The following is a 17,082-nucleotide window of genomic DNA, read 5'->3' on the forward strand; positions in this document are numbered from 1 at the left end:
CATGCTGTACATGACCAAGGCTCATACCCGCGATTCGGTGGATAGGGTAGAATCCGCGCCTCATTTTCTATACCGCCAGCTGATTCTCAGGGGACTGCCATGTTCAGCCGTGATTTGACCCTCGCCAAATACGACGCCGAGCTTTTCGCTGCCATGCAGCAGGAAGCCAAGCGTCAGGAAGACCACATCGAGCTGATCGCCTCGGAGAACTACACCAGCCCGGCGGTCATGGAAGCCCAGGGCAGCGTGCTGACCAACAAGTACGCCGAAGGCTACCCGGGCAAGCGCTACTACGGCGGTTGCGAACATGTCGACGTGGTCGAGCAGCTGGCCATCGATCGCGCCAAGCAGCTGTTCGGTGCCGACTACGCCAACGTCCAGCCACACGCCGGCTCGCAGGCCAACGCCGCGGTCTACCTGGCCCTGCTCAACGCCGGAGACACCATTCTCGGCATGAGCCTCGCCCATGGCGGCCACCTGACCCACGGCGCCTCCGTTTCCTCCTCCGGCAAGCTGTACAACGCCGTGCAGTACGGCATCAACGATCAGGGCCTGATCGACTACGACGAAGTCGAGCGCCTGGCTGTCGAGCACAAGCCGAAGATGATCGTCTCCGGCTTCTCCGCCTACTCGCAGAAGCTGGATTTCGCCCGCTTCCGCGAAATCGCCGACAAGGTCGGTGCCTACCTCTTCGTCGACATGGCCCACGTGGCCGGTCTGGTTGCCGCGGGCGTCTACCCGAACCCGGTGCCCTTCGCCGACGTCGTCACCACCACCACCCACAAGACCCTGCGCGGCCCGCGCGGCGGCCTGATCCTGGCGCGCGCCAACGCCGAGATCGAGAAGAAGCTGAACTCTGCCGTCTTCCCAGGCGCCCAGGGCGGCCCGCTGGAGCACGTGATCGCGGCCAAGGCCGTGTGCTTCAAGGAAGCGCTGCAGCCCGAGTTCAAGGCCTATCAGGAGCAGGTGGTGAAGAATGCCCAGGCCATGGCCGAAGTGTTCATCCAGCGTGGCTTCGACGTGGTCTCCGGTGGCACCCAGAACCATCTGTTCCTGCTCAGCCTGATCAAGCAGGACATCACCGGCAAGGATGCGGACGCTGCCCTCGGCCAGGCCCACATCACCGTGAACAAGAACAGCGTGCCGAACGATCCGCGCTCGCCGTTCGTCACCTCGGGCCTGCGTATCGGCACCCCGGCCGTCACTACCCGTGGCTTCAAGGAAGCCGAGTGCCGCGAACTGGCCGGCTGGATCTGCGACATCCTCGGCAACATGGGCGACGAGTCGGTGATTGCCACCGTGCGCGCCAAGGTCGAAGCGATCTGCGCCAAGCTGCCCGTCTACGGCAACTGATAGCGCCTGCTGCACCGAAAGCCCGGCCTCGTGCCGGGCTTTTTCGTTTCGGGGCACAGGCTGAGGCAATCTGCCATCAGGCACTGTGCGCAGCGCCCCGGCTGGGTTAAGTTTCACGCCAGGTTCCGCCCGCTTGCGGGCCGTCGGAGAGGCTCGATGCAGCTCAAGTACAAGATTGCCGCGCTCAGCATTCTGCCGCTCCTGCTGGCCGTGGCGGTGGTTTGTGCGCTGGTGCTGTTCCAGAACCAGCGTCTGGGCGAACAGCAGGCCAGGCTGATCGAACGCAGCATTCTGGCGAGCAAACAGGCCGAGCTTAAGAACTACGTGGAGATGGCCCTGAGCACCATCGCGCCGCTCTACGACAGTGGGCTGGACGACGAAGAGACGCGCGGCAAGGTCCTCGCGACGCTGGGGCGTTTCAGTTTCGGCAGCGACGGCTACTTCTTCGTCTACGACCGCAGTGGGCGCAACCTCATGCATCCGCGGCAGCGCGAACTGGTCGGCAAGGACCTGTGGAACATGACCGACCCCAACGGCCTGCCGGTCATCCAGGCGCTGATGCACAGCGCCGAGTCCGGTCGAGGCTTTCAGCGCTATGCCTGGCAGAAGCCCTCGACGGGGCAGTTCGCCGAAAAGCTCGCCTATGTGGTGATGCTCGACCGCTGGGGCTGGATGCTCGGTACCGGCATCTACCTGGAGGACGTCGACGAGGCGATCCTGCAGGTGCGTGAGGAAGTGGCCAGCGGCATTCATACCACCATGCTGGCCATCGCCGGTGTCGCGCTGGTCGCCGTGCTGCTGGTGTTCGCCAGTGGGTTGACGCTCAACGTCAGCGAGCGGCGCCTGGCTGACCGCAAACTGCAGCTCCTCACCCAGCGTATCGTCAGTTTGCAGGAAGAGGAGCGCTCGCGCGTATCGCGGGAACTGCACGATGGCATCAGCCAGCTGCTGGTATCGATCAAGTTCCAGTTCGAACTGGCCAGCCATGAGCTCGCCACTGGCAATCCCAAGGCCCAGCAGACGCTGGACCAGGGGACCGAGCGCCTTGCCGGGGCCATCGGCGAGGTGCGGCGCATCTCCCATGACCTGCATCCCTCGCTGCTCGACACCCTCGGGCTGCCGGCGGCAATTGGCCAGCTTGTGGCCGAGTTCGAGCAGCGCAGCGGGTTGAAGATGCTATATACCAACGGCCTGGGCGACCAAGGGCCGGATGACGACGTGGCGGTCGCCCTGTTTCGGGTGTTGCAGGAAGCACTGACCAACATCGAGCGACACGCGCGTGCGCACTCGGTGCACATCAGCCTGGATGGCGATGACCGTTCGGTACGGCTGCGGGTCGCCGACGATGGCGTCGGGTTCAACCCGCGGCGGCTCGATGCGCTCAAGGGCGGAGGCATCGGGCTGCGTAACATTCGCGAGCGGGTCGAACATTTCGGCGGCCGCTTCAACCTGGCATCCGCACCTGACGGCACCGAGCTGGACGTGACCCTGCCGACCCGCGCGGGCTGACCGCCGGACTCGTACAACAAGAGGCTTTGCTCCATGCAACGAAGCATCAAGGTGGCACTGATCGACGACCATGTTCTGGTACGCGATGGCATTCGTGCCCTGCTCATGGCCGTACCCGAGCTCGACGTGGTGGGCGAGGCGGGTAGTGGAGACGAGGCCCTGGCGCTGCTCGAACGGGTCGAGGTCGACGTGGTGCTGATGGACATCGGGCTGAAGGACGTCAATGGCCTGGAGTTGACGCAGGCCCTGCGACAGCGATTTCCGGCCATTCGCGTCCTGATCCTGAGCATGTATGACAATCAGGAATACGTGAACACGTCGCTGAAGGTCGGCGCCTGCGGCTATGTCCTCAAGGATGCGCCGTCGCGCGAGATCATCGTCGCCATCGAGGCCATTGCCGCCGGCGGTACCTATTACAGCCAGGGCATCGCCGAGAAGCTGGCCAGCCGTGGCGCGGAGGAACGCGAGTTGACACCGCGCGAGCGCGAGGTGCTGCTGATGCTCGCTCAGGGGCACAACAACAAGGCGATGGCACGTGCCCTGAAGATCAGCGTCAGAACCGTGGAAACCCATCGCCTGAGCATACGTCGCAAGCTCGATATCGACCGTCCGGCCGACCTGATGAAGCACGCCATGGTGCATGGCTGGCTGCCGGGGCAGCATTAGGTTCTGCGTCTGCAGAACCTAATCGCCGGCGCCGGGCTCCAAGGTGACGGTCCGCAAGGATGCCGATCCGGCATCTTCGCCGTCGTGTCATCTTCCACCCGACCTGTTGCGATGCGCCATGTCCACTAGAACCGCCGGCTTGATTCCGCCGCCACCGCTGGTCTATCTCGTCTTCATGGGCGGTGCCTGGGGACTCGCCAACAGCCTGCCGCTGGACCTTCCCGAGCATACCCTGGCGAACCTCGGCGGCTGGGTGCTGTTGCTCGTCGGCATCGTCCTGATGGCCTGGGCGGCACTGACGATGCACCGCCATCGCACCACCATCAATCCGTACGGCACCCCGAGCCGTTTGTTGCAGAGCGGCCCGTTCCGCTATTCGCGCAACCCGATTTACCTGGCCGACATCCTGATCTACGGCGCCGTCGGTCTGTGGCTCGACAGCCTGTGGCCCTGGCTGCTGCTGCCGATACTGATCATCGTCATGCAGCGCACCGTGATCCAGCCCGAGGAACGCCTGCTGATGCGCCTGTTTGGTGACGACTATCGGGATTATCGAGTGCGGGTACGCCGATGGCTGTAGGTTCCGGCCGGGTTGACCGCGCGTGGCCTATAGTCTCATTACCACTTCAGGAGCCGAACCGATGAGCGAACACTCCAGCGACCGTCGGCGCTTCCAGCGCTTCGCCTTCGACGCCGCCACCGAACTCGTGCAGGGCTCGCGCCGATGGCGGGTCGAACTGCATGACCTGTCATTGAAAGGCCTGCTCGTACATCGTCCCGACGGCTGGGACGCAGATGCAGATCCCACCCAGCCGTTCGAGGCACGCATTCGCCTGGCCGACGATGCCGAGGTGCGCATGGAGGCCGAGATGGCGCATGAAGATGGCGAGCTGATCGGCTTCGTTTGCCGACACATCGACGTCGATTCCATCAGCCACCTGCGTCGCCTGGTTGAACTGAACCTGGGTGACGAAGCGCTGCTGGAGCGCGAACTGGCCGCGCTCGGCGAGGCCTGACGGCTACTCGAAGAGCGCGTCGAGCGCCTGTTCCAAGCGTGTCACCGCAATGATCTGCAGGCCCGCCGGCGCCTCCTTCGGCGCGTTGCCCTTGGGCACGATGGCGCGCTTGAAGCCATGCTTGGCGGCCTCCTTCAAGCGCTCCTGACCGCTCGGCACCGGGCGAATCTCGCCGGACAGCCCCACCTCGCCGAATACCAGCAGATCGGTATCCAGCGGCCGGTTGCGCAGGCTGGAGATCACCGCGGCCATCAGGGCCAGGTCCGCCGCGGTTTCCAGCACTTTCACGCCGCCTACCACGTTGATGAACACGTCCTGGTCATAGGTCGGAATGCTGCCATGGCGGTGTAGCACGGCCAGCAGCATGGCCAGGCGATTCTGGTCCAGGCCCAGGGTGACACGCCGCGGATTGGCCAGGTGGCTGGTATCGACCAGCGCCTGCACCTCTACCAGCATCGGCCGGGTGCCTTCCCAGGTGGCCATCACCACGCTGCCCGGCACCGCTTCCTGGGCGCGGGTGAGAAAGATCGCCGAGGGGTTGGTGACCTCCTTGAGGCCCTTGTCGGTCATGCCGAACACGCCCAACTCGTTGACCGCGCCGAAGCGGTTCTTCACCGCCCGCAGCAGGCGCAGACGGCCGTCGGACTCGCCCTCGAAATAGAGCACCGTGTCGACCATGTGCTCGAGCACGCGCGGGCCTGCCAGGGCGCCTTCCTTGGTCACGTGGCCGACCAGGAAGATCGCCGTGCCGCTCTGCTTGGCAAAGCGCACCAGCAGCGCCGCGCTCTCGCGGACCTGGGCCACGCCGCCAGGCGCCGACTGCAGCTGCTCGGTGAAGATGGTCTGGATCGAGTCGATGACCATGACCTTGGGCTTCTCGGCGCGGGCGGTGGCGATGATCGATTCGATGCAGGTTTCGGTCATCACCTTGAGCCTGTCCTGCGGCAGATCTAGGCGGCGGGCACGCATGGCGACCTGCTGCTGCGATTCCTCGCCGGTGACGTACAGCGCTGGGAAGCGCTGGGCGATGGCGCAGAGCGTCTGCAGGAGGATGGTGGACTTGCCGATGCCTGGGTCGCCGCCGATCAGCACCACCGAGCCGTCGACCAGGCCGCCACCGAGCACGCGGTCCAGTTCGCCGGAGGCGGTAGAGAAGCGCGGCACTTCCTCGACGCTGACTTCGGCCAGGGTCTTGATGTTGGCCTGGTCACCGGCCCAGCCGGCGCGGCCCGATGCGGCCGGGGTGGCCTCGACGACGGTTTCCACCAATGTGTTCCAGGCACCGCAGTCACCGCACTGGCCGGCCCACTTGGGAAAGGTCGAGCCGCACTCGGTGCAGCCGTACATGCGCTTGGCCTTGGCCATGGAGAACTCCGCGTCGGGCAAATGGAGCCGCATGATAGCGGCTGACTTGATCGCCATCAGCCACAAGCGCGCGGCGAACCTCCAGACTGTAAACAAAACGAACAGGAGCCAAGCCATGCGCTACGTGTTGTTCATCCATCTGCTCGGCGCCAGTGTCTGGGTCGGTGGGCACCTGGTGCTGTTGTTCAGCGTGCTGCCGGGTGCACTGAGGCGGCGTGATGTCCAGCCGGTGCGCCATTTCGAGGGGCTTTACGAGCGCGTCGGCCTTCCGGCCTTGCTGGTGCAGGTCGCCTCGGGTATCTGGCTCGCGGGGCAATGGTTGCCGCATGCGCAGTGGTTCGGCGACTCGCCGGTCGCGCATCTGGTGCAGGCGAAGCTGGCTCTGCTGGGGGCGACGGTGCTGCTGGGCGTGCACGCTCGGCTGGCGCTGATCCCGCGCCTGGACGAGCAGCGTTTACCGCACCTGGGCGTTCATATCTTGCTGATTACCCTGACAGCGGTGGCGTTCGTCTGGGTGGGCGCGGGGTTCAGGTTCGGCGGGTTGTACTAATCGATCTCACCAATGAAAAAGCCCGCCAAGTGGCGGGCTTTGAGCGATCGTGGGCGATCAGCCGCAGCAACCGCCGCAGCAGCTGCCGCTGGCGCGCTTGAGGTCCTTGGCGATGGCATCCTTGAGCGCGACGCGCTCGAGCTTGAGGGCGGTGAGGGCGTCATCGTCCAGCCGCTCGATCCCGTCTTCGACTCGGCAGATCTGCTTGTCCAGTGCTTCGTATTCATCGGCCTTGCGGGAAAAGGCAGGATCCTGCCGGCGCAGCATCTGCAATTGCTCGCGTTTTTCCGGGAAATCCTTGATCAGCGGGTGATGTTCGACGTGCATGGTTGGCTCCGGGGTTTGTCAGTGGTGCTGTACCTTAGCCGCGCCGGCCGGTTCCGCTGTTGACGGCGATCAAGCCGTTCCCACGTGGCTGTTGCCGCCTGTCGCGCCAGCGTCTGGCCTGGGCATTGAACCCAACCTATGCTGCCAATGGTCGAAGCGGGACGGCTGTCGTTCGGACGTCGTGGACAGTGTGCCGGGCCTGTACGCGCCATGTCTGGCCAGGCACGGGTTCTCACCTACGAGAGGAAAGATACAGATGAGCATGCTCAGCGAATTCAAGGCATTTGCGGTCAGGGGAAACGTGATCGACATGGCGGTGGGGATCATCATCGGTGCGGCCTTCACCAAGATCGTCTCGTCGTTCGTCGCCGACGTGGTGACGCCGCCGCTTGGGCTGCTGATCGGCGGGGTGGACTTTTCCGACCTGGCCATCGTGCTCAAGCAGGCTGTAGGCGATACGCCGGCCGTGACCTTGAGCTACGGGCGTTTCGTCCAGGCCGTGTTTGACTTCACGATCGTCGCCTTCGTCATCTTCATGGTCGTGCGGGCCATCAATCACCTCAAGCGCAAGGAGGCCGAGGCACCGTCTGCGCCACCGGCCCCGAGCAAGGAGGAAGTGTTGCTGACCGAGATCCGCGATGCGCTGCGTGAGCAAAATCGCACCTGACATACCGAGCGCTCCCGGCCGCCGTGGCCGGAAGCGGGTCGTGAGGATCACTCAGGTTTGGGCGTGTCTGCCGAGCTCGGCGGCAGTACCGGATAGGCGACCTGAGGCTGCGTGCCGGTCAGGCTGCGCAGGAATGCGGCGATTGCGCTGGCTTCGTCCGGCTTGAGGGTTCGGCCGAGCTGGCTGTCGCCCATGATCGCTACCGCTTGCTCCAGTTCCCAGACCTCGCCGCTGTGGAAGTAGGGCGGCGTCAGCGCGACGTTGCGCAGCGGTGCCGCGCGGAACACGTACTCGTCGGTCGCGGTGTTGGTCACCGTGAAGCGGCCCTTGTCGCCCGAGGGCAGAATCTCCGCGCCGGGCTTCTTGATCACGCCGAACGGAAAGTACCCCTGCCCACCCACGTTGACGCCGTTGTGACAGGCCGAGCAGCCGCTGTCCATGAAGAGCGCCAGGCCTTCCTTCTGTTTGGCATCGAGCGCCTTGTCGTCGCCCTTCAGGAAGCGGTCGAACGGCGAGTTGGGTGTGGTCAGACTGACCTCGAAGGCTTCCAGCGCATAGGCCATGTTGTCGAAGCTGACCGGGTCCTTGTCGTTCGGGAAGGCCTCCTTGAAGGCGTTGGCGTACTCCGGAATGCTCTTGAGCGTGGCGACGACGCGATCGGGTGTGTTGTTCATCTCCACCCCGGCCTGTACCGGGCCCTTGGCCTGGGCCTGCAGATCTGCGGCGCGGCCATCCCAGAACTGCGCGGCGTTGAACACCGCGTTCAGTACGGTTGGCGAGTTGCGTGGGCCCTTCTGCCAGCCATGGCCGATCGAGGTGGGGACGTTGTCGCCACCGCCGAGGCTCAGGTTGTGGCAGGTGTTGCAGCTGATCACATGGCTGCGCGACAGGCGCGGGTCGAACCACAGCTTGTGCCCGAGCCGGGCCTGGTCATCGCTCACCGCCTGGCCACGCACTTGTGTGACCTTGTCGGGAATCGGCTTGAAGATGGCGTTGGCGCGGTCGCGCAGTTCGTCGGCGGCGCCCACGTTGGCGATCAGCAGCAGTCCGCTGAACAGGACGGGGATACGGCAGCTCATCACGGAGTCCTTTTTCTATGTTGGCCGCTCTAGGAGGCGCTTGTCCGCCAGCTGACGAGTTGATTTGAGTCAAGCCGGCCGGCTCATGCGGTTGGCTCGAAATGTCGCACCCGCGATGAGGACGCATGGCGTCGGACGGGCGTGCCCAGCCTTGCAGCCCGGCATGGGCATCGCCAGAATGGCGGCATCACTCGTGGCCGTGCGGCCACCTCCAGCAAGGATTTCCGATGCCCGAAACTGTCGCTCCCGGCCTGCGCCTGGCGCCCGATGCGCTGACCCGTCCCTTCGAACCCAGCCAGTTCAATTTCAAGACCACCGATGAGCTGGAGCCCTTTCTTGGCGTGCTCGGGCAGGAGCGTGCCGTCGAGGCCCTGCAATTCGGCGTCGCCATGCCTCGTCCGGGTTACAACGTTTACGTGATGGGCGAGCCGGGGACCGGTCGGTTCTCCTTCGTGCGCCGTTATCTGAAGGCCGAGGGCAAGCGCCTGGATACCCCGTCCGACTGGGTCTATGTCAACAATTTCGACGAACCTCGCGAGCCGCGCGTGCTGGAGCTGCCCAAGGGCGGCGCAGCCGAGTTCATCGCCGACATCGGTCAGCTGATCGATAACCTGATGGCCACCTTTCCGGCGGTGTTCGAGCACCCGAGCTTCCAGCAGAAGAAGAGTGCCATCGACCGTGCCTTCAATCAGCGTTACGACAAGGCGCTCGATGTCATCGAAAAGGCCGCGCTGGAGAAGGACATCGCGCTGTATCGCGACAGCACCAACATCGCCTTCACACCGATGAAGGACGGCAAGTCGATGGACGAGGCGGAGTTCGCCCAGCTGCCGGAAGCCGAACGCGAGCGTTATCACGAGGATATTTCTGCCCTGGAGGTACAGCTCAACGAGGGACTGGCCAGCCTGCCGCAGTGGAAGCGCGAGTCGAGCAATCAGCTGCGGCACCTGAATGACGAAACCATTACCCAGGCGCTGCAGCCGCTGCTTGCGCCGCTCTCGGAGAAATACGCCGAGAACGCCGGGATCGAGGCCTACCTGCAGGCCGTGCAGGTGAACCTGCTCAAGACGGTGGTCGAGCAACTGGTCGACGAGAACCGGCCCGATGCCCAGACCCGGCAGTTGCTCGAGGAACAGTACAGCCCCAGCCTGATGGTCGGGCATCCGCTCGATGGCGGTGCGCCGGTGGTGTTCGAGCCGCATCCGACCTACGACAACCTGTTTGGCCGCATCGAGTACAGCACCGACCAAGGCGCGCTCTACACGAGCTATCGGCAGCTGCGCCCCGGTGCGTTGCACCGCGCCAATGGCGGCTTCCTGATGCTCGAGGCGGAGAAGATGCTCAGCGAGCCCTTCGTCTGGGAAGCGCTCAAGCGCGCACTGCAGTCGCGGCGCCTGAAGATGGAGTCGCCGCTGGCGGAGATGGGCCGTCTGGCGACCGTCACGCTGAACCCGGCGGTCATCCCACTCAACGTCAAGGTCGTGATCATCGGTTCACGGCAGCTCTACTACACCCTTCAGGACCTGGATCCCGACTTCCAGGAAATGTTTCGCGTGCTGGTGGATTTTGACGAGGAGATCCCGCTCGCCGAGGACAGCCTCGAGCAATTCGCGCAATTGATGAAGACACGTACCTCTGAAGAGGGCATGGCGCCGCTCACCGCCGCCGCGGTAGCGCGCCTGGCGACCTACAGTGCACGGCTGGCCGAGCACCAGGGGCGACTCTCGGCGCGTATCGGTGACATCTTCCAGCTGGTCAGCGAGGCCGACTTCATTCGTCAACTGGCAAAGGATGAGGTGACCGACGTCGGCCATATCGAGCGGGCGCTCAAGGCCAAGGCGACCCGTACCGGGCGCGTCTCGGCGCGCATCCTCGAGGACATCCTGGCAGGCGTGATCCTCATTGACAGTGAAGGGGCCGCGATCGGCAAGTGCAACGGCCTGACCGTACTGGAAGTCGGCGACTCGGCTTTCGGCATGCCGGCGCGCATTTCCGCGACCGTCTACCCCGGTGGCTCCGGCATCGTGGACATCGAGCGCGAGGTCAACCTCGGACAACCGATCCACTCCAAGGGCGTGATGATCCTGACCGGTTTCCTCGGCAGCCGTTATGCGCAGGAATTCCCGCTGGAGATCTCTGCGAGCATCGCGCTGGAGCAGTCCTACGGGTATGTCGATGGCGACAGTGCCTCGCTGGGCGAATGCTGTGCGCTGATCTCGGCTATTTCCCGAACGCCACTGAAACAATGTTTTGCCATCACCGGTTCGATCAACCAGTTCGGCGAGGTCCAGGCCGTTGGCGGGGTGAACGAAAAGATCGAAGGTTTCTTCCGCCTTTGCGAGGCGCGTGGGCTGACCGGTGAACAGGGCGCGATCATCCCGTTTTCCAATGTCACGACGTTGATGCTGGATGAGCGGGTGCTGGAAGCCGTGCGCCAGGAGCGCTTCCACATCTATGCCGTGCGGCACGTGGACGAGGCGCTGGCGCTGCTGGTCGGCGAGCCGGTCGGTGCGGCGGATCAGGACGGTCACTTCCCCAAGGGCAGTGTCAACGCGCGTGTCGTGGAGCGGTTGCGCGACATCGCCGAGATCGAACTCGAGGATGACTCAAGGACCGATGCCGCTTCGCCGGAAGAGGTCCTGGCGACGGCCGCGGCCATCGCGGGTGGGAAAAGCTGAGGGTAGCGCCTGGACGATTTTTGAACGGAACGATACGGTCGGCGGCGGGTCTGCAGTGAACGAGAGTTCCCACTCTCTTTCCACATGATTATCCACAGCCTCTGGGGATAAACGGGTTGGCCGCGCCGGTTCGTTCACGGCGGCGAGGCGCGACCGAGCGCGAGGACCGCCGCCATGACTCAAACGCTTTGCCTCAACCGCCAGTGCCTGGGCCTGGTCACCCGTATCGAATGCATTATTCGTCCCCTGGCCGGAGGCAACGGTTTGTGGACGCTGCTCTGCGCGGCGGGTCTTGACGGCGGGCAACCGACCGCGATCAAGGCGCAGGGCCCATTCCACGGGCCTCGTGCGGCCGAGTCGGTGCTGCAGGCAATCGCCAGCAATCTTTACGGACAGGGCTACAGTCAGTCGGACTCGCCTTCGATCTGGCAGCTGCACATGCAGGCCGAATTGCGCAAGGTCAACGCCAATCAGTCGCGCTACCTGGGCGGTTGGGAGTCGCGTACCTGACGGGTCGGACACCTCGGCTGCTACCCTTTTCTGGCATCGGACGGGCGCTCCGGCATTGGTTATCCACACGTGTTTCAACCGCCGCGGCGCGCCTTGAACGGCGCGTTGCGCTGCGTATACTCGCCCGCGAGTGTCTTCCCTCACAGTGAGATCAGATGGAACGTATCATCGAGAACAGCATGTATGCGGCGCGCTGGTTGCTGGCGCCAATCTACTTCGGCCTGGCGTTTGCGCTACTGGCGTTGGCGATCAAATTCTTTCAGGAAATCTGGCACATCCTGCCGTCGGTGCTCTCGCTGAGTGAAGGCGATCTGATCCTGAAGCTGTTGTCGCTGATCGACATGGCGCTGGTCGGCGGTTTGCTGGTCATGGTGATGTTGTCCGGCTACGAGAACTTCGTGTCGCAACTGAACGTGGACGAAGGCAAGGAAAAGCTCGACTGGTTGGGGAAGATGGACTCCGGCTCGTTGAAGATGAAGGTCGCGGCTTCGATCGTTGCCATCTCCTCGATCCATCTGCTACGCATGTTCATGGATGCCCAACAGCTCGAGAGCGAGCAGCTGATGTGGTACGTCATCATCCATCTGACTTTCGTGCTGTCGGCGTTCGCCATGGGCTACCTGGACAAGCTCACCAAGCACTGATGTTCGTCGCCCCGCGTGGGTAACCGACCACCGGGTGCGCGGGTTGTACCGCCTCGATCAAATGTTGTACAAGGCGGTTTTCCCTGTACATGGAGTTGGTCATGAACATGCAGGCATTAATGGAAGAGGCACACGCCTCGCGGATACAGGCGCTCGACCTGGTTTCGCTGGAAGGTGGGTTCTACCTGCTGAGTGTTCAGGCGCAGGGCCGCTCTCAGGTGCTGCGTGACGAGCTGGGAAGCGTGATTCACCTGCGCTCCGTCGAGCATGCTCGTGAGTTGCTCAGCGAGTTGCCCGCGGTGCCGCTGTACCTCGTTCACAGCTCGGCCTATGACGAGATGTGCGGGTTGGCAACCGGCGTCCGGGAGCCGTTGCGAGTGCCGATCAGTCTGCGTTCGGCCTGGTGAGCTGCCTGCCGCTCGAAGCCTGCTTCGCTGTGCTAGGCTGTGCGACCTTTTTTTCAGCGGAGCCCAGGCATGAGCGAACTCAACCTTTCCACCGACGAAACCCGGGTCAGCTACGGTATCGGCCGCCAGCTCGGCGAGCAGCTGCGTGACAACCCGCCCCCGGGCATCAGCCTGGACGCCGTGATCGAAGGCATTCGCGATGCATTCTCTGGCGCCGAAAGCCGTGTCGATGCCCAGGCCTTGAATGCCAGCTTCGCGGTCATCCGCGAGCGTATGCAGGCCGAGGCACAGAAGAAGGCCGAAGCAGCCGCTGGCGAAGGCAAGGCCTTCCTGGCCGAGAACGCTAAGCGCGAAGGTGTGACTACACTCGCATCCGGCCTGCAGTACGAAGTGCTGAACGCAGGCGAGGGCGCCAAGCCCGGTGTGCAGGACCACGTCCGCACGCATTACCACGGAACCCTGATCGACGGGACCGTCTTCGACAGCTCCTACCAGCGTGGCCAGCCCGCGGAATTCCCCGTTGGCGGTGTGATCGCCGGGTGGACCGAAGCCCTCCAACTCATGGGCGTCGGCAGCAAATGGCGGCTCTACGTGCCAAGCGAATTGGCCTATGGTGCGCAAGGCGTGGGCAGCATCCCGCCGCACAGCGTGCTGGTGTTCGACGTCGAACTGCTCTCCGTCCTCTGAGGGCAGCGGTCACGGGCGCAACGCCCGTGCGTATGAAAAGAGGAACAGGTTGCGTACCTGTTCCTTGAGCACGCAGGGTTCGCTGGTGCTCAGCTCCTGCAGATCCAGATCCCCTTGCTCGCGCAGTTCCTCGAGAGCGTCGCCGTCGAGCGATACGCAGACCGCACCGGTGTGGCGGTCGAGTATGCGCAGGTAGGGGTGTGGGCGGTCCAGCCAGGCATCGATCAGATAAGTCATGGGTGCCTCCAATTGATCTCGTTAATGAGAATAATTGTTATTTGCAAACATGCAAGCGCAAATAGCGGCAGCGCCGATCGATGGTGATCGTACTGGCAGGCGGGTAGATGGAGATCAGTAGGTGCGGGCGACGGCGAACCGGCTCAGCTCGACCAGGGCGTCACGGTAGCGGTTGGCCGGGATCAGTTCGAGGCAGGCGATCGCACGCTCGGCATATTCCCGGGCCAGGCGCGCTGTGTAGTCGAGCGCGCCGCAATCTTCGACAGCCTTGCGGATGTGCTCGAGGTCCTCGATGCCGCCTTTCTGAATGGCGCGCCGAACAAGAGCTGCCTGGTCCGCTGTGCCTTCGCGCATGGTGTAGATCAGGGGAAGGGTTGGTTTGCCCTCGGCCAGGTCATCGCCGACGTTCTTGCCAAGCGTTTCGGCGTCGCCCTGGTAATCGAGCAGGTCATCGACCAACTGGAAGGCCACGCCCAGATGGTCGCCAAACGTGCGTAGCGCCTCGCATTGCTCCGCGCTGGCGCCGGCCAGGGTGGCAGCGCTGTGTGTCGAGGCTTCGAACAGCATTGCCGTTTTGCCGCGAATCACATCCATATATATGGCTTCGGTGGTGCTGGCATCGCGAACCTTCGAAAGCTGCAGCACCTCGCCCTCGGCGATGACGCGAGTGGCCTGGGAGATAATACGCATGACCGGCATGGAGCCGAGGCTGACCATCATTTCGAAGGACCGGGCGTACAGGAAGTCGCCCACCAGCACGCTCGGCGCGTTACCCCAGAGGGCGTTGGCCGTCGAGCGACCACGACGCATGCCGGACATGTCGACGACATCGTCGTGCAGCAGCGTCGAGGTGTGGAGGAATTCGATGATCGCCGCGAGCAGGCGCAGCTGTTCGCCCTTCAGGCCCAGCGCATTGCCGCTGAGCAGTACCAGCAGGGGGCGCAGACGCTTGCCGCCGGCCGAGGTGATGTAGTCCCCGATCTTTTCCACCAGCGGCACGCGGGACGTCAGCTGATTGCGGATGATGCCGTCAACGGCAGCGAAATCATCAGCCACGACTTGGTAAAAGGCCTGGGGTTGCATCGGGGAAGCGTACTCCACGGAGATTGCGCGGCATGCTATGGGGCGGGTCAGACACTGTCAAGGCGAGTCCCGGCGGCTATTGCGCAGCCGCTGGCGCATGCGTACAATCGCGGACCCTGAACTTCCCCCTGGGCATTTCCCTGCCTTACGCAATTGCAAGGGCGTCTTTTCCGGCCCCGAGCAGCCATGCCAGCCCCCAACTATTTCACTAAAGCGCTGGGTGAGCAGGATCAACGGAGATACACGATGTACGCAGTTATCGTAACCGGCGGCAAGCAATACAAGGTTGCCGAAGGCGAATACCTCAAGATTGAAAAACTCGAAGTTGCAACTGGCGAAGCTGTCACTTTCGACCGCGTCCTGCTGGTTGGCAACGGCGACGATGTGAAGATCGGCGCTCCGGTGGTGGATGGTGCCAAGGTCACTGCCGAAGTGATCGCTCAAGGCCGTCACGACAAGGTCAGCATCATCAAATTCCGCCGTCGTAAGCACCACATGAAGCGTCAGGGCCACCGTCAGTGGTTCACTGAGGTCAAAATCACCGGTATTCAGGGCTGATCGGCCTGAATCCCCTTATAGGAGTATTGAACTCATGGCACACAAAAAAGCTGGCGGTTCTACCCGCAACGGTCGCGACTCAGAAGCCAAACGACTTGGCGTGAAGATGTATGGCGGCCAGGTCATCAAGGCCGGCAACATCATCGTGCGTCAGCGCGGCACCCAGTTCCACGCCGGTTATGGCGTCGGCATGGGCAAGGATCACACCCTCTTCGCCAAGGTCGAAGGCGTGGTCAAGTTCGAAGTGAAGGGCGCTTTTGGCCGTCGCTACGTGAGCGTCGTCGCAGCCTAACTGCGGCGTTGCTGGAAAAGCCCTGTCATGCGACGGGGCTTTTTTGTTTCTGTATCCTCTATAGGGCTCTTGCGTAACGCTGCTGCGCCCTGGCTCCGCCGGGTTTCGCAAGACCCTTATATTTCTGTTTCTAACCCGCCTTGCGGCGGGAGGCGTTCCCATGAAATTCGTCGATGAAGTATCGATTTTTGTAAAAGCCGGTGACGGTGGCAACGGCATGATGAGCTTTCGTCGCGAGAAGTTCATCGAAAAAGGTGGCCCCAACGGTGGCGACGGCGGTGACGGTGGCTCCGTGTTTCTCGAGGCCGACGAGAACCTCAATACCCTGGTCGACTATCGCTATACGCGACGTTTCCATGCGCCCAATGGGCAGAAGGGCGGCAGCACCGAGTGTACGGGGGCCAAGGGTGATGACCTAGTGCTGCCAGTGCCGGTTGGGACCACGGTCATCGATGCCGCTACCCAGGATGTCATCGGCGACCTGACGCGGCCGGGGCAGCGCCTGCTGGTCGCCCAGGGCGGCTGGCACGGGTTGGGCAACACCCGTTTCAAGTCCAGTACCAACCGTGCGCCACGCCAGACCACACCGGGCAAGCCGGGTGAGGCGCGTGATCTCAAGCTCGAGCTGAAAGTGTTGGCCGATGTCGGGCTGTTGGGCCTGCCGAACGCTGGCAAGAGCACCTTCATTCGTTCGGTATCGGCTGCCAAGCCGAAAGTCGCCGACTATCCCTTTACCACGCTGGTGCCGAATCTCGGCGTGGTCAGTGTGGGGCGCTACAAGAGTTTCGTGGTTGCGGACATACCGGGATTGATCGAGGGGGCTTCCGAGGGGGCCGGGCTCGGTATTCGCTTCCTCAAGCATCTGGCACGGACCCGCCTGCTGTTGCACCTCGTGGATATGGCTCCGCTGGATGAAAGCGATCCGGCCGATTCCGCTGAGGTCATCCTCGGTGAATTGGAGAAGTTCAGTCCGGCGTTGGCTCAGCGTGATCGCTGGCTGGTGCTCAACAAGGCGGACCAATTGCTCGAGGAGGAGCGCGAGGCGCGTGTACGTGCGGTCGTCGATCGGCTCGATTGGACCGGGCCGGTCTTCGTCATTTCCGCGCTGGAGCGTGAGGGTACGGAGGCGCTCAGTCAGGCGATCATGCGTTATCTGGATGAGCGTACGTTGCGCATCGCCGAAGAGCCTGAATACGCCGAGGCGCTGGCTGAACTCGATCGGCAGATCGAAGACGAGGCGCGCGCGCGGCTGCAGGAGCTGGATGATCAGCGCGCGCTGCGGCGTGCCGGCGTCAAGTCGTCTGATGCCGAGGACGATGATTTCGACGATGACGATGATGATGAAGGCGGCGCGGAGATCTTCTACGTTCGCTGATCGCAATGCTGGCGTAGGCGGGTGGTCGGTGGGCTGATCGACAGCCCTCACTGAAGTGGTTTGGCCTGTTACGGGATTA

At 63.3% G+C, this 17,082-nt stretch carries 20 protein-coding genes; 15 read left to right on the plus strand and 5 right to left on the minus strand.

Annotated features, from left to right (window positions below; all coding sequences use genetic code 11):
• The first annotated feature begins 99 nt into the window (after window positions 1–99).
• From glyA to MST27_RS09990, 5 genes are all read left to right on the plus strand, one after another.
• Entirely contained in the window at window positions 100–1,353 is a 1,254-nt protein-coding gene (gene glyA, locus MST27_RS09970) for a serine hydroxymethyltransferase (RefSeq protein ID WP_243605814.1), read from the plus strand.
• A 156-nt stretch (window positions 1,354–1,509) separates the two neighbouring features.
• A complete protein-coding gene (locus MST27_RS09975) occupies window positions 1,510–2,862 on the plus strand; it encodes a cache domain-containing protein (protein WP_243605815.1) in 1,353 nt (450 codons plus the stop codon).
• A gap of 33 nt (window positions 2,863–2,895) precedes the next feature.
• Window positions 2,896–3,528, plus strand: coding sequence for a response regulator (locus MST27_RS09980; protein WP_243605816.1), 633 nt, complete (start codon window positions 2,896–2,898; stop codon window positions 3,526–3,528).
• Window positions 3,529–3,646: 118 nt separating this feature from the next.
• Window positions 3,647–4,108 carry a methyltransferase family protein gene (locus tag MST27_RS09985; RefSeq protein WP_243605817.1) on the plus strand — a complete coding sequence of 154 codons (462 nt, stop codon included), beginning with the start codon at window positions 3,647–3,649 and terminating at the stop codon, window positions 4,106–4,108.
• Window positions 4,109–4,169: 61 nt separating this feature from the next.
• Entirely contained in the window at window positions 4,170–4,544 is a 375-nt protein-coding gene (locus MST27_RS09990; protein ID WP_243605818.1) for a PilZ domain-containing protein, read from the plus strand.
• A 3-nt stretch (window positions 4,545–4,547) separates the two neighbouring features.
• Here the strand turns inward: MST27_RS09990 and radA are convergent, their stop codons facing one another.
• Entirely contained in the window at window positions 4,548–5,909 is a 1,362-nt protein-coding gene (gene radA / locus MST27_RS09995) for a DNA repair protein RadA (protein WP_011912133.1), read from the minus strand.
• Between the two features lie 115 nt (window positions 5,910–6,024).
• Between radA and MST27_RS10000 the strand changes: the two genes are divergently transcribed.
• Complete coding sequence (locus MST27_RS10000) at window positions 6,025–6,459, plus strand: CopD family protein (RefSeq protein WP_243605819.1); 435 nt, start codon at window positions 6,025–6,027, stop codon at window positions 6,457–6,459.
• 57 nt (window positions 6,460–6,516) lie between these two features.
• On the opposite strand, the gene MST27_RS10005 is transcribed toward MST27_RS10000, so the two are convergent.
• The gene (locus MST27_RS10005) at window positions 6,517–6,786 is read right to left on the minus strand and encodes an HP1242/YdcH family protein (protein WP_243605820.1); all 270 of its coding nucleotides are present in this window, start codon (window positions 6,784–6,786) and stop codon (window positions 6,517–6,519) included.
• 256 nt (window positions 6,787–7,042) lie between these two features.
• On the opposite strand from MST27_RS10005, the gene mscL reads away from it, so the two are divergent.
• Window positions 7,043–7,453 carry a large-conductance mechanosensitive channel protein MscL gene (gene mscL, locus MST27_RS10010; protein WP_275973162.1) on the plus strand — a complete coding sequence of 137 codons (411 nt, stop codon included), beginning with the start codon at window positions 7,043–7,045 and terminating at the stop codon, window positions 7,451–7,453.
• Window positions 7,454–7,500: 47 nt separating this feature from the next.
• Here mscL and MST27_RS10015 read toward each other — a convergent pair whose 3' ends face one another.
• Window positions 7,501–8,532: a cytochrome-c peroxidase gene (locus tag MST27_RS10015; protein ID WP_275973163.1), complete on the minus strand. Its 1,032-nt coding sequence runs from the start codon at window positions 8,530–8,532 to the stop codon at window positions 7,501–7,503.
• A gap of 227 nt (window positions 8,533–8,759) precedes the next feature.
• Here MST27_RS10015 and MST27_RS10020 point away from each other — a divergent pair, with 227 nt between their 5' ends.
• From MST27_RS10020 to MST27_RS10040, 5 genes are all read left to right on the plus strand, one after another.
• Window positions 8,760–11,210: a Lon protease family protein gene (locus MST27_RS10020; RefSeq protein WP_243605822.1), complete on the plus strand. Its 2,451-nt coding sequence runs from the start codon at window positions 8,760–8,762 to the stop codon at window positions 11,208–11,210.
• A 174-nt stretch (window positions 11,211–11,384) separates the two neighbouring features.
• Window positions 11,385–11,720, plus strand: a complete 336-nt coding sequence (locus MST27_RS10025; RefSeq protein WP_243605823.1) for a PA4575 family protein — start codon at window positions 11,385–11,387, stop codon at window positions 11,718–11,720.
• A gap of 155 nt (window positions 11,721–11,875) precedes the next feature.
• Window positions 11,876–12,364 (plus strand): TIGR00645 family protein, encoded by a 489-nt coding sequence (locus tag MST27_RS10030; RefSeq protein WP_243605824.1) that lies wholly within the window; start codon window positions 11,876–11,878, stop codon window positions 12,362–12,364.
• Between the two features lie 101 nt (window positions 12,365–12,465).
• Window positions 12,466–12,771: a DUF6482 family protein gene (locus MST27_RS10035; RefSeq protein ID WP_243605825.1), complete on the plus strand. Its 306-nt coding sequence runs from the start codon at window positions 12,466–12,468 to the stop codon at window positions 12,769–12,771.
• Between the two features lie 69 nt (window positions 12,772–12,840).
• Window positions 12,841–13,458, plus strand: a complete 618-nt coding sequence (locus MST27_RS10040; RefSeq protein ID WP_243605826.1) for a BamJ family beta-barrel-assembly machinery protein — start codon at window positions 12,841–12,843, stop codon at window positions 13,456–13,458.
• A gap of 9 nt (window positions 13,459–13,467) precedes the next feature.
• On the opposite strand, the gene MST27_RS10045 is transcribed toward MST27_RS10040, so the two are convergent.
• Both MST27_RS10045 and MST27_RS10050 read right to left on the minus strand, forming a co-directional pair.
• Window positions 13,468–13,695 (minus strand): PA4570 family protein, encoded by a 228-nt coding sequence (locus tag MST27_RS10045; protein WP_243605827.1) that lies wholly within the window; start codon window positions 13,693–13,695, stop codon window positions 13,468–13,470.
• Between the two features lie 114 nt (window positions 13,696–13,809).
• Window positions 13,810–14,778, minus strand: coding sequence for a polyprenyl synthetase family protein (locus tag MST27_RS10050; RefSeq protein ID WP_243605828.1), 969 nt, complete (start codon window positions 14,776–14,778; stop codon window positions 13,810–13,812).
• A 246-nt stretch (window positions 14,779–15,024) separates the two neighbouring features.
• Here MST27_RS10050 and rplU point away from each other — a divergent pair, with 246 nt between their 5' ends.
• The 3 genes from rplU (at window position 15,025) to cgtA (ending at window position 17,003) form a co-directional block, all read left to right on the plus strand.
• On the plus strand, window positions 15,025–15,336 hold the full coding sequence (rplU, locus tag MST27_RS10055) for a 50S ribosomal protein L21 (RefSeq protein ID WP_243605829.1): 312 nt from the start codon (window positions 15,025–15,027) through the stop codon (window positions 15,334–15,336).
• Window positions 15,337–15,370: 34 nt separating this feature from the next.
• Window positions 15,371–15,628: a 50S ribosomal protein L27 gene (gene rpmA / locus MST27_RS10060; protein ID WP_003292362.1), complete on the plus strand. Its 258-nt coding sequence runs from the start codon at window positions 15,371–15,373 to the stop codon at window positions 15,626–15,628.
• Window positions 15,629–15,788: 160 nt separating this feature from the next.
• A complete protein-coding gene (gene cgtA / locus MST27_RS10065; RefSeq protein WP_243605830.1) occupies window positions 15,789–17,003 on the plus strand; it encodes an Obg family GTPase CgtA in 1,215 nt (404 codons plus the stop codon).
• Window positions 17,004–17,082: the final 79 nt, after the last annotated feature.

The organism is Stutzerimonas marianensis (assembly GCF_022810315.1).
Taxonomy (GTDB): Bacteria; Pseudomonadota; Gammaproteobacteria; order Pseudomonadales; family Pseudomonadaceae; genus Stutzerimonas; species Stutzerimonas marianensis.

Excerpts from the sequence above, each read along its gene's own strand:
- MST27_RS09975 (WP_243605815.1), top strand. The coding sequence starts at position 1,510 with ATGCAGCTCAAGTACAAGATTGCCGCGCTCAGCATTCTGCCGCTCCTG.
- MST27_RS10030 (WP_243605824.1), top strand. The coding sequence starts at position 11,876 with ATGGAACGTATCATCGAGAACAGCATGTATGCGGCGCGCTGGTTGCTG.
- mscL (WP_275973162.1), top strand. The coding sequence starts at position 7,043 with ATGAGCATGCTCAGCGAATTCAAGGCATTTGCGGTCAGGGGAAACGTG.
- MST27_RS10000 (WP_243605819.1), top strand. The coding sequence starts at position 6,025 with ATGCGCTACGTGTTGTTCATCCATCTGCTCGGCGCCAGTGTCTGGGTC.
- MST27_RS09980 (WP_243605816.1), top strand. The coding sequence starts at position 2,896 with ATGCAACGAAGCATCAAGGTGGCACTGATCGACGACCATGTTCTGGTA.
- glyA (WP_243605814.1), top strand. The coding sequence starts at position 100 with ATGTTCAGCCGTGATTTGACCCTCGCCAAATACGACGCCGAGCTTTTC.
- MST27_RS10050 (WP_243605828.1), bottom strand. The coding sequence starts at position 14,778 with ATGCAACCCCAGGCCTTTTACCAAGTCGTGGCTGATGATTTCGCTGCC.
- MST27_RS10015 (WP_275973163.1), bottom strand. The coding sequence starts at position 8,532 with ATGAGCTGCCGTATCCCCGTCCTGTTCAGCGGACTGCTGCTGATCGCC.
- rpmA (WP_003292362.1), top strand. The coding sequence starts at position 15,371 with ATGGCACACAAAAAAGCTGGCGGTTCTACCCGCAACGGTCGCGACTCA.
- radA (WP_011912133.1), bottom strand. The coding sequence starts at position 5,909 with ATGGCCAAGGCCAAGCGCATGTACGGCTGCACCGAGTGCGGCTCGACC.
- MST27_RS10040 (WP_243605826.1), top strand. The coding sequence starts at position 12,841 with ATGAGCGAACTCAACCTTTCCACCGACGAAACCCGGGTCAGCTACGGT.
- MST27_RS10025 (WP_243605823.1), top strand. The coding sequence starts at position 11,385 with ATGACTCAAACGCTTTGCCTCAACCGCCAGTGCCTGGGCCTGGTCACC.
- rplU (WP_243605829.1), top strand. The coding sequence starts at position 15,025 with ATGTACGCAGTTATCGTAACCGGCGGCAAGCAATACAAGGTTGCCGAA.
- cgtA (WP_243605830.1), top strand. The coding sequence starts at position 15,789 with ATGAAATTCGTCGATGAAGTATCGATTTTTGTAAAAGCCGGTGACGGT.
- MST27_RS09990 (WP_243605818.1), top strand. The coding sequence starts at position 4,170 with ATGAGCGAACACTCCAGCGACCGTCGGCGCTTCCAGCGCTTCGCCTTC.
- MST27_RS10045 (WP_243605827.1), bottom strand. The coding sequence starts at position 13,695 with ATGACTTATCTGATCGATGCCTGGCTGGACCGCCCACACCCCTACCTG.
- MST27_RS10035 (WP_243605825.1), top strand. The coding sequence starts at position 12,466 with ATGAACATGCAGGCATTAATGGAAGAGGCACACGCCTCGCGGATACAG.
- MST27_RS09985 (WP_243605817.1), top strand. The coding sequence starts at position 3,647 with ATGTCCACTAGAACCGCCGGCTTGATTCCGCCGCCACCGCTGGTCTAT.
- MST27_RS10020 (WP_243605822.1), top strand. The coding sequence starts at position 8,760 with ATGCCCGAAACTGTCGCTCCCGGCCTGCGCCTGGCGCCCGATGCGCTG.
- MST27_RS10005 (WP_243605820.1), bottom strand. The coding sequence starts at position 6,786 with ATGCACGTCGAACATCACCCGCTGATCAAGGATTTCCCGGAAAAACGC.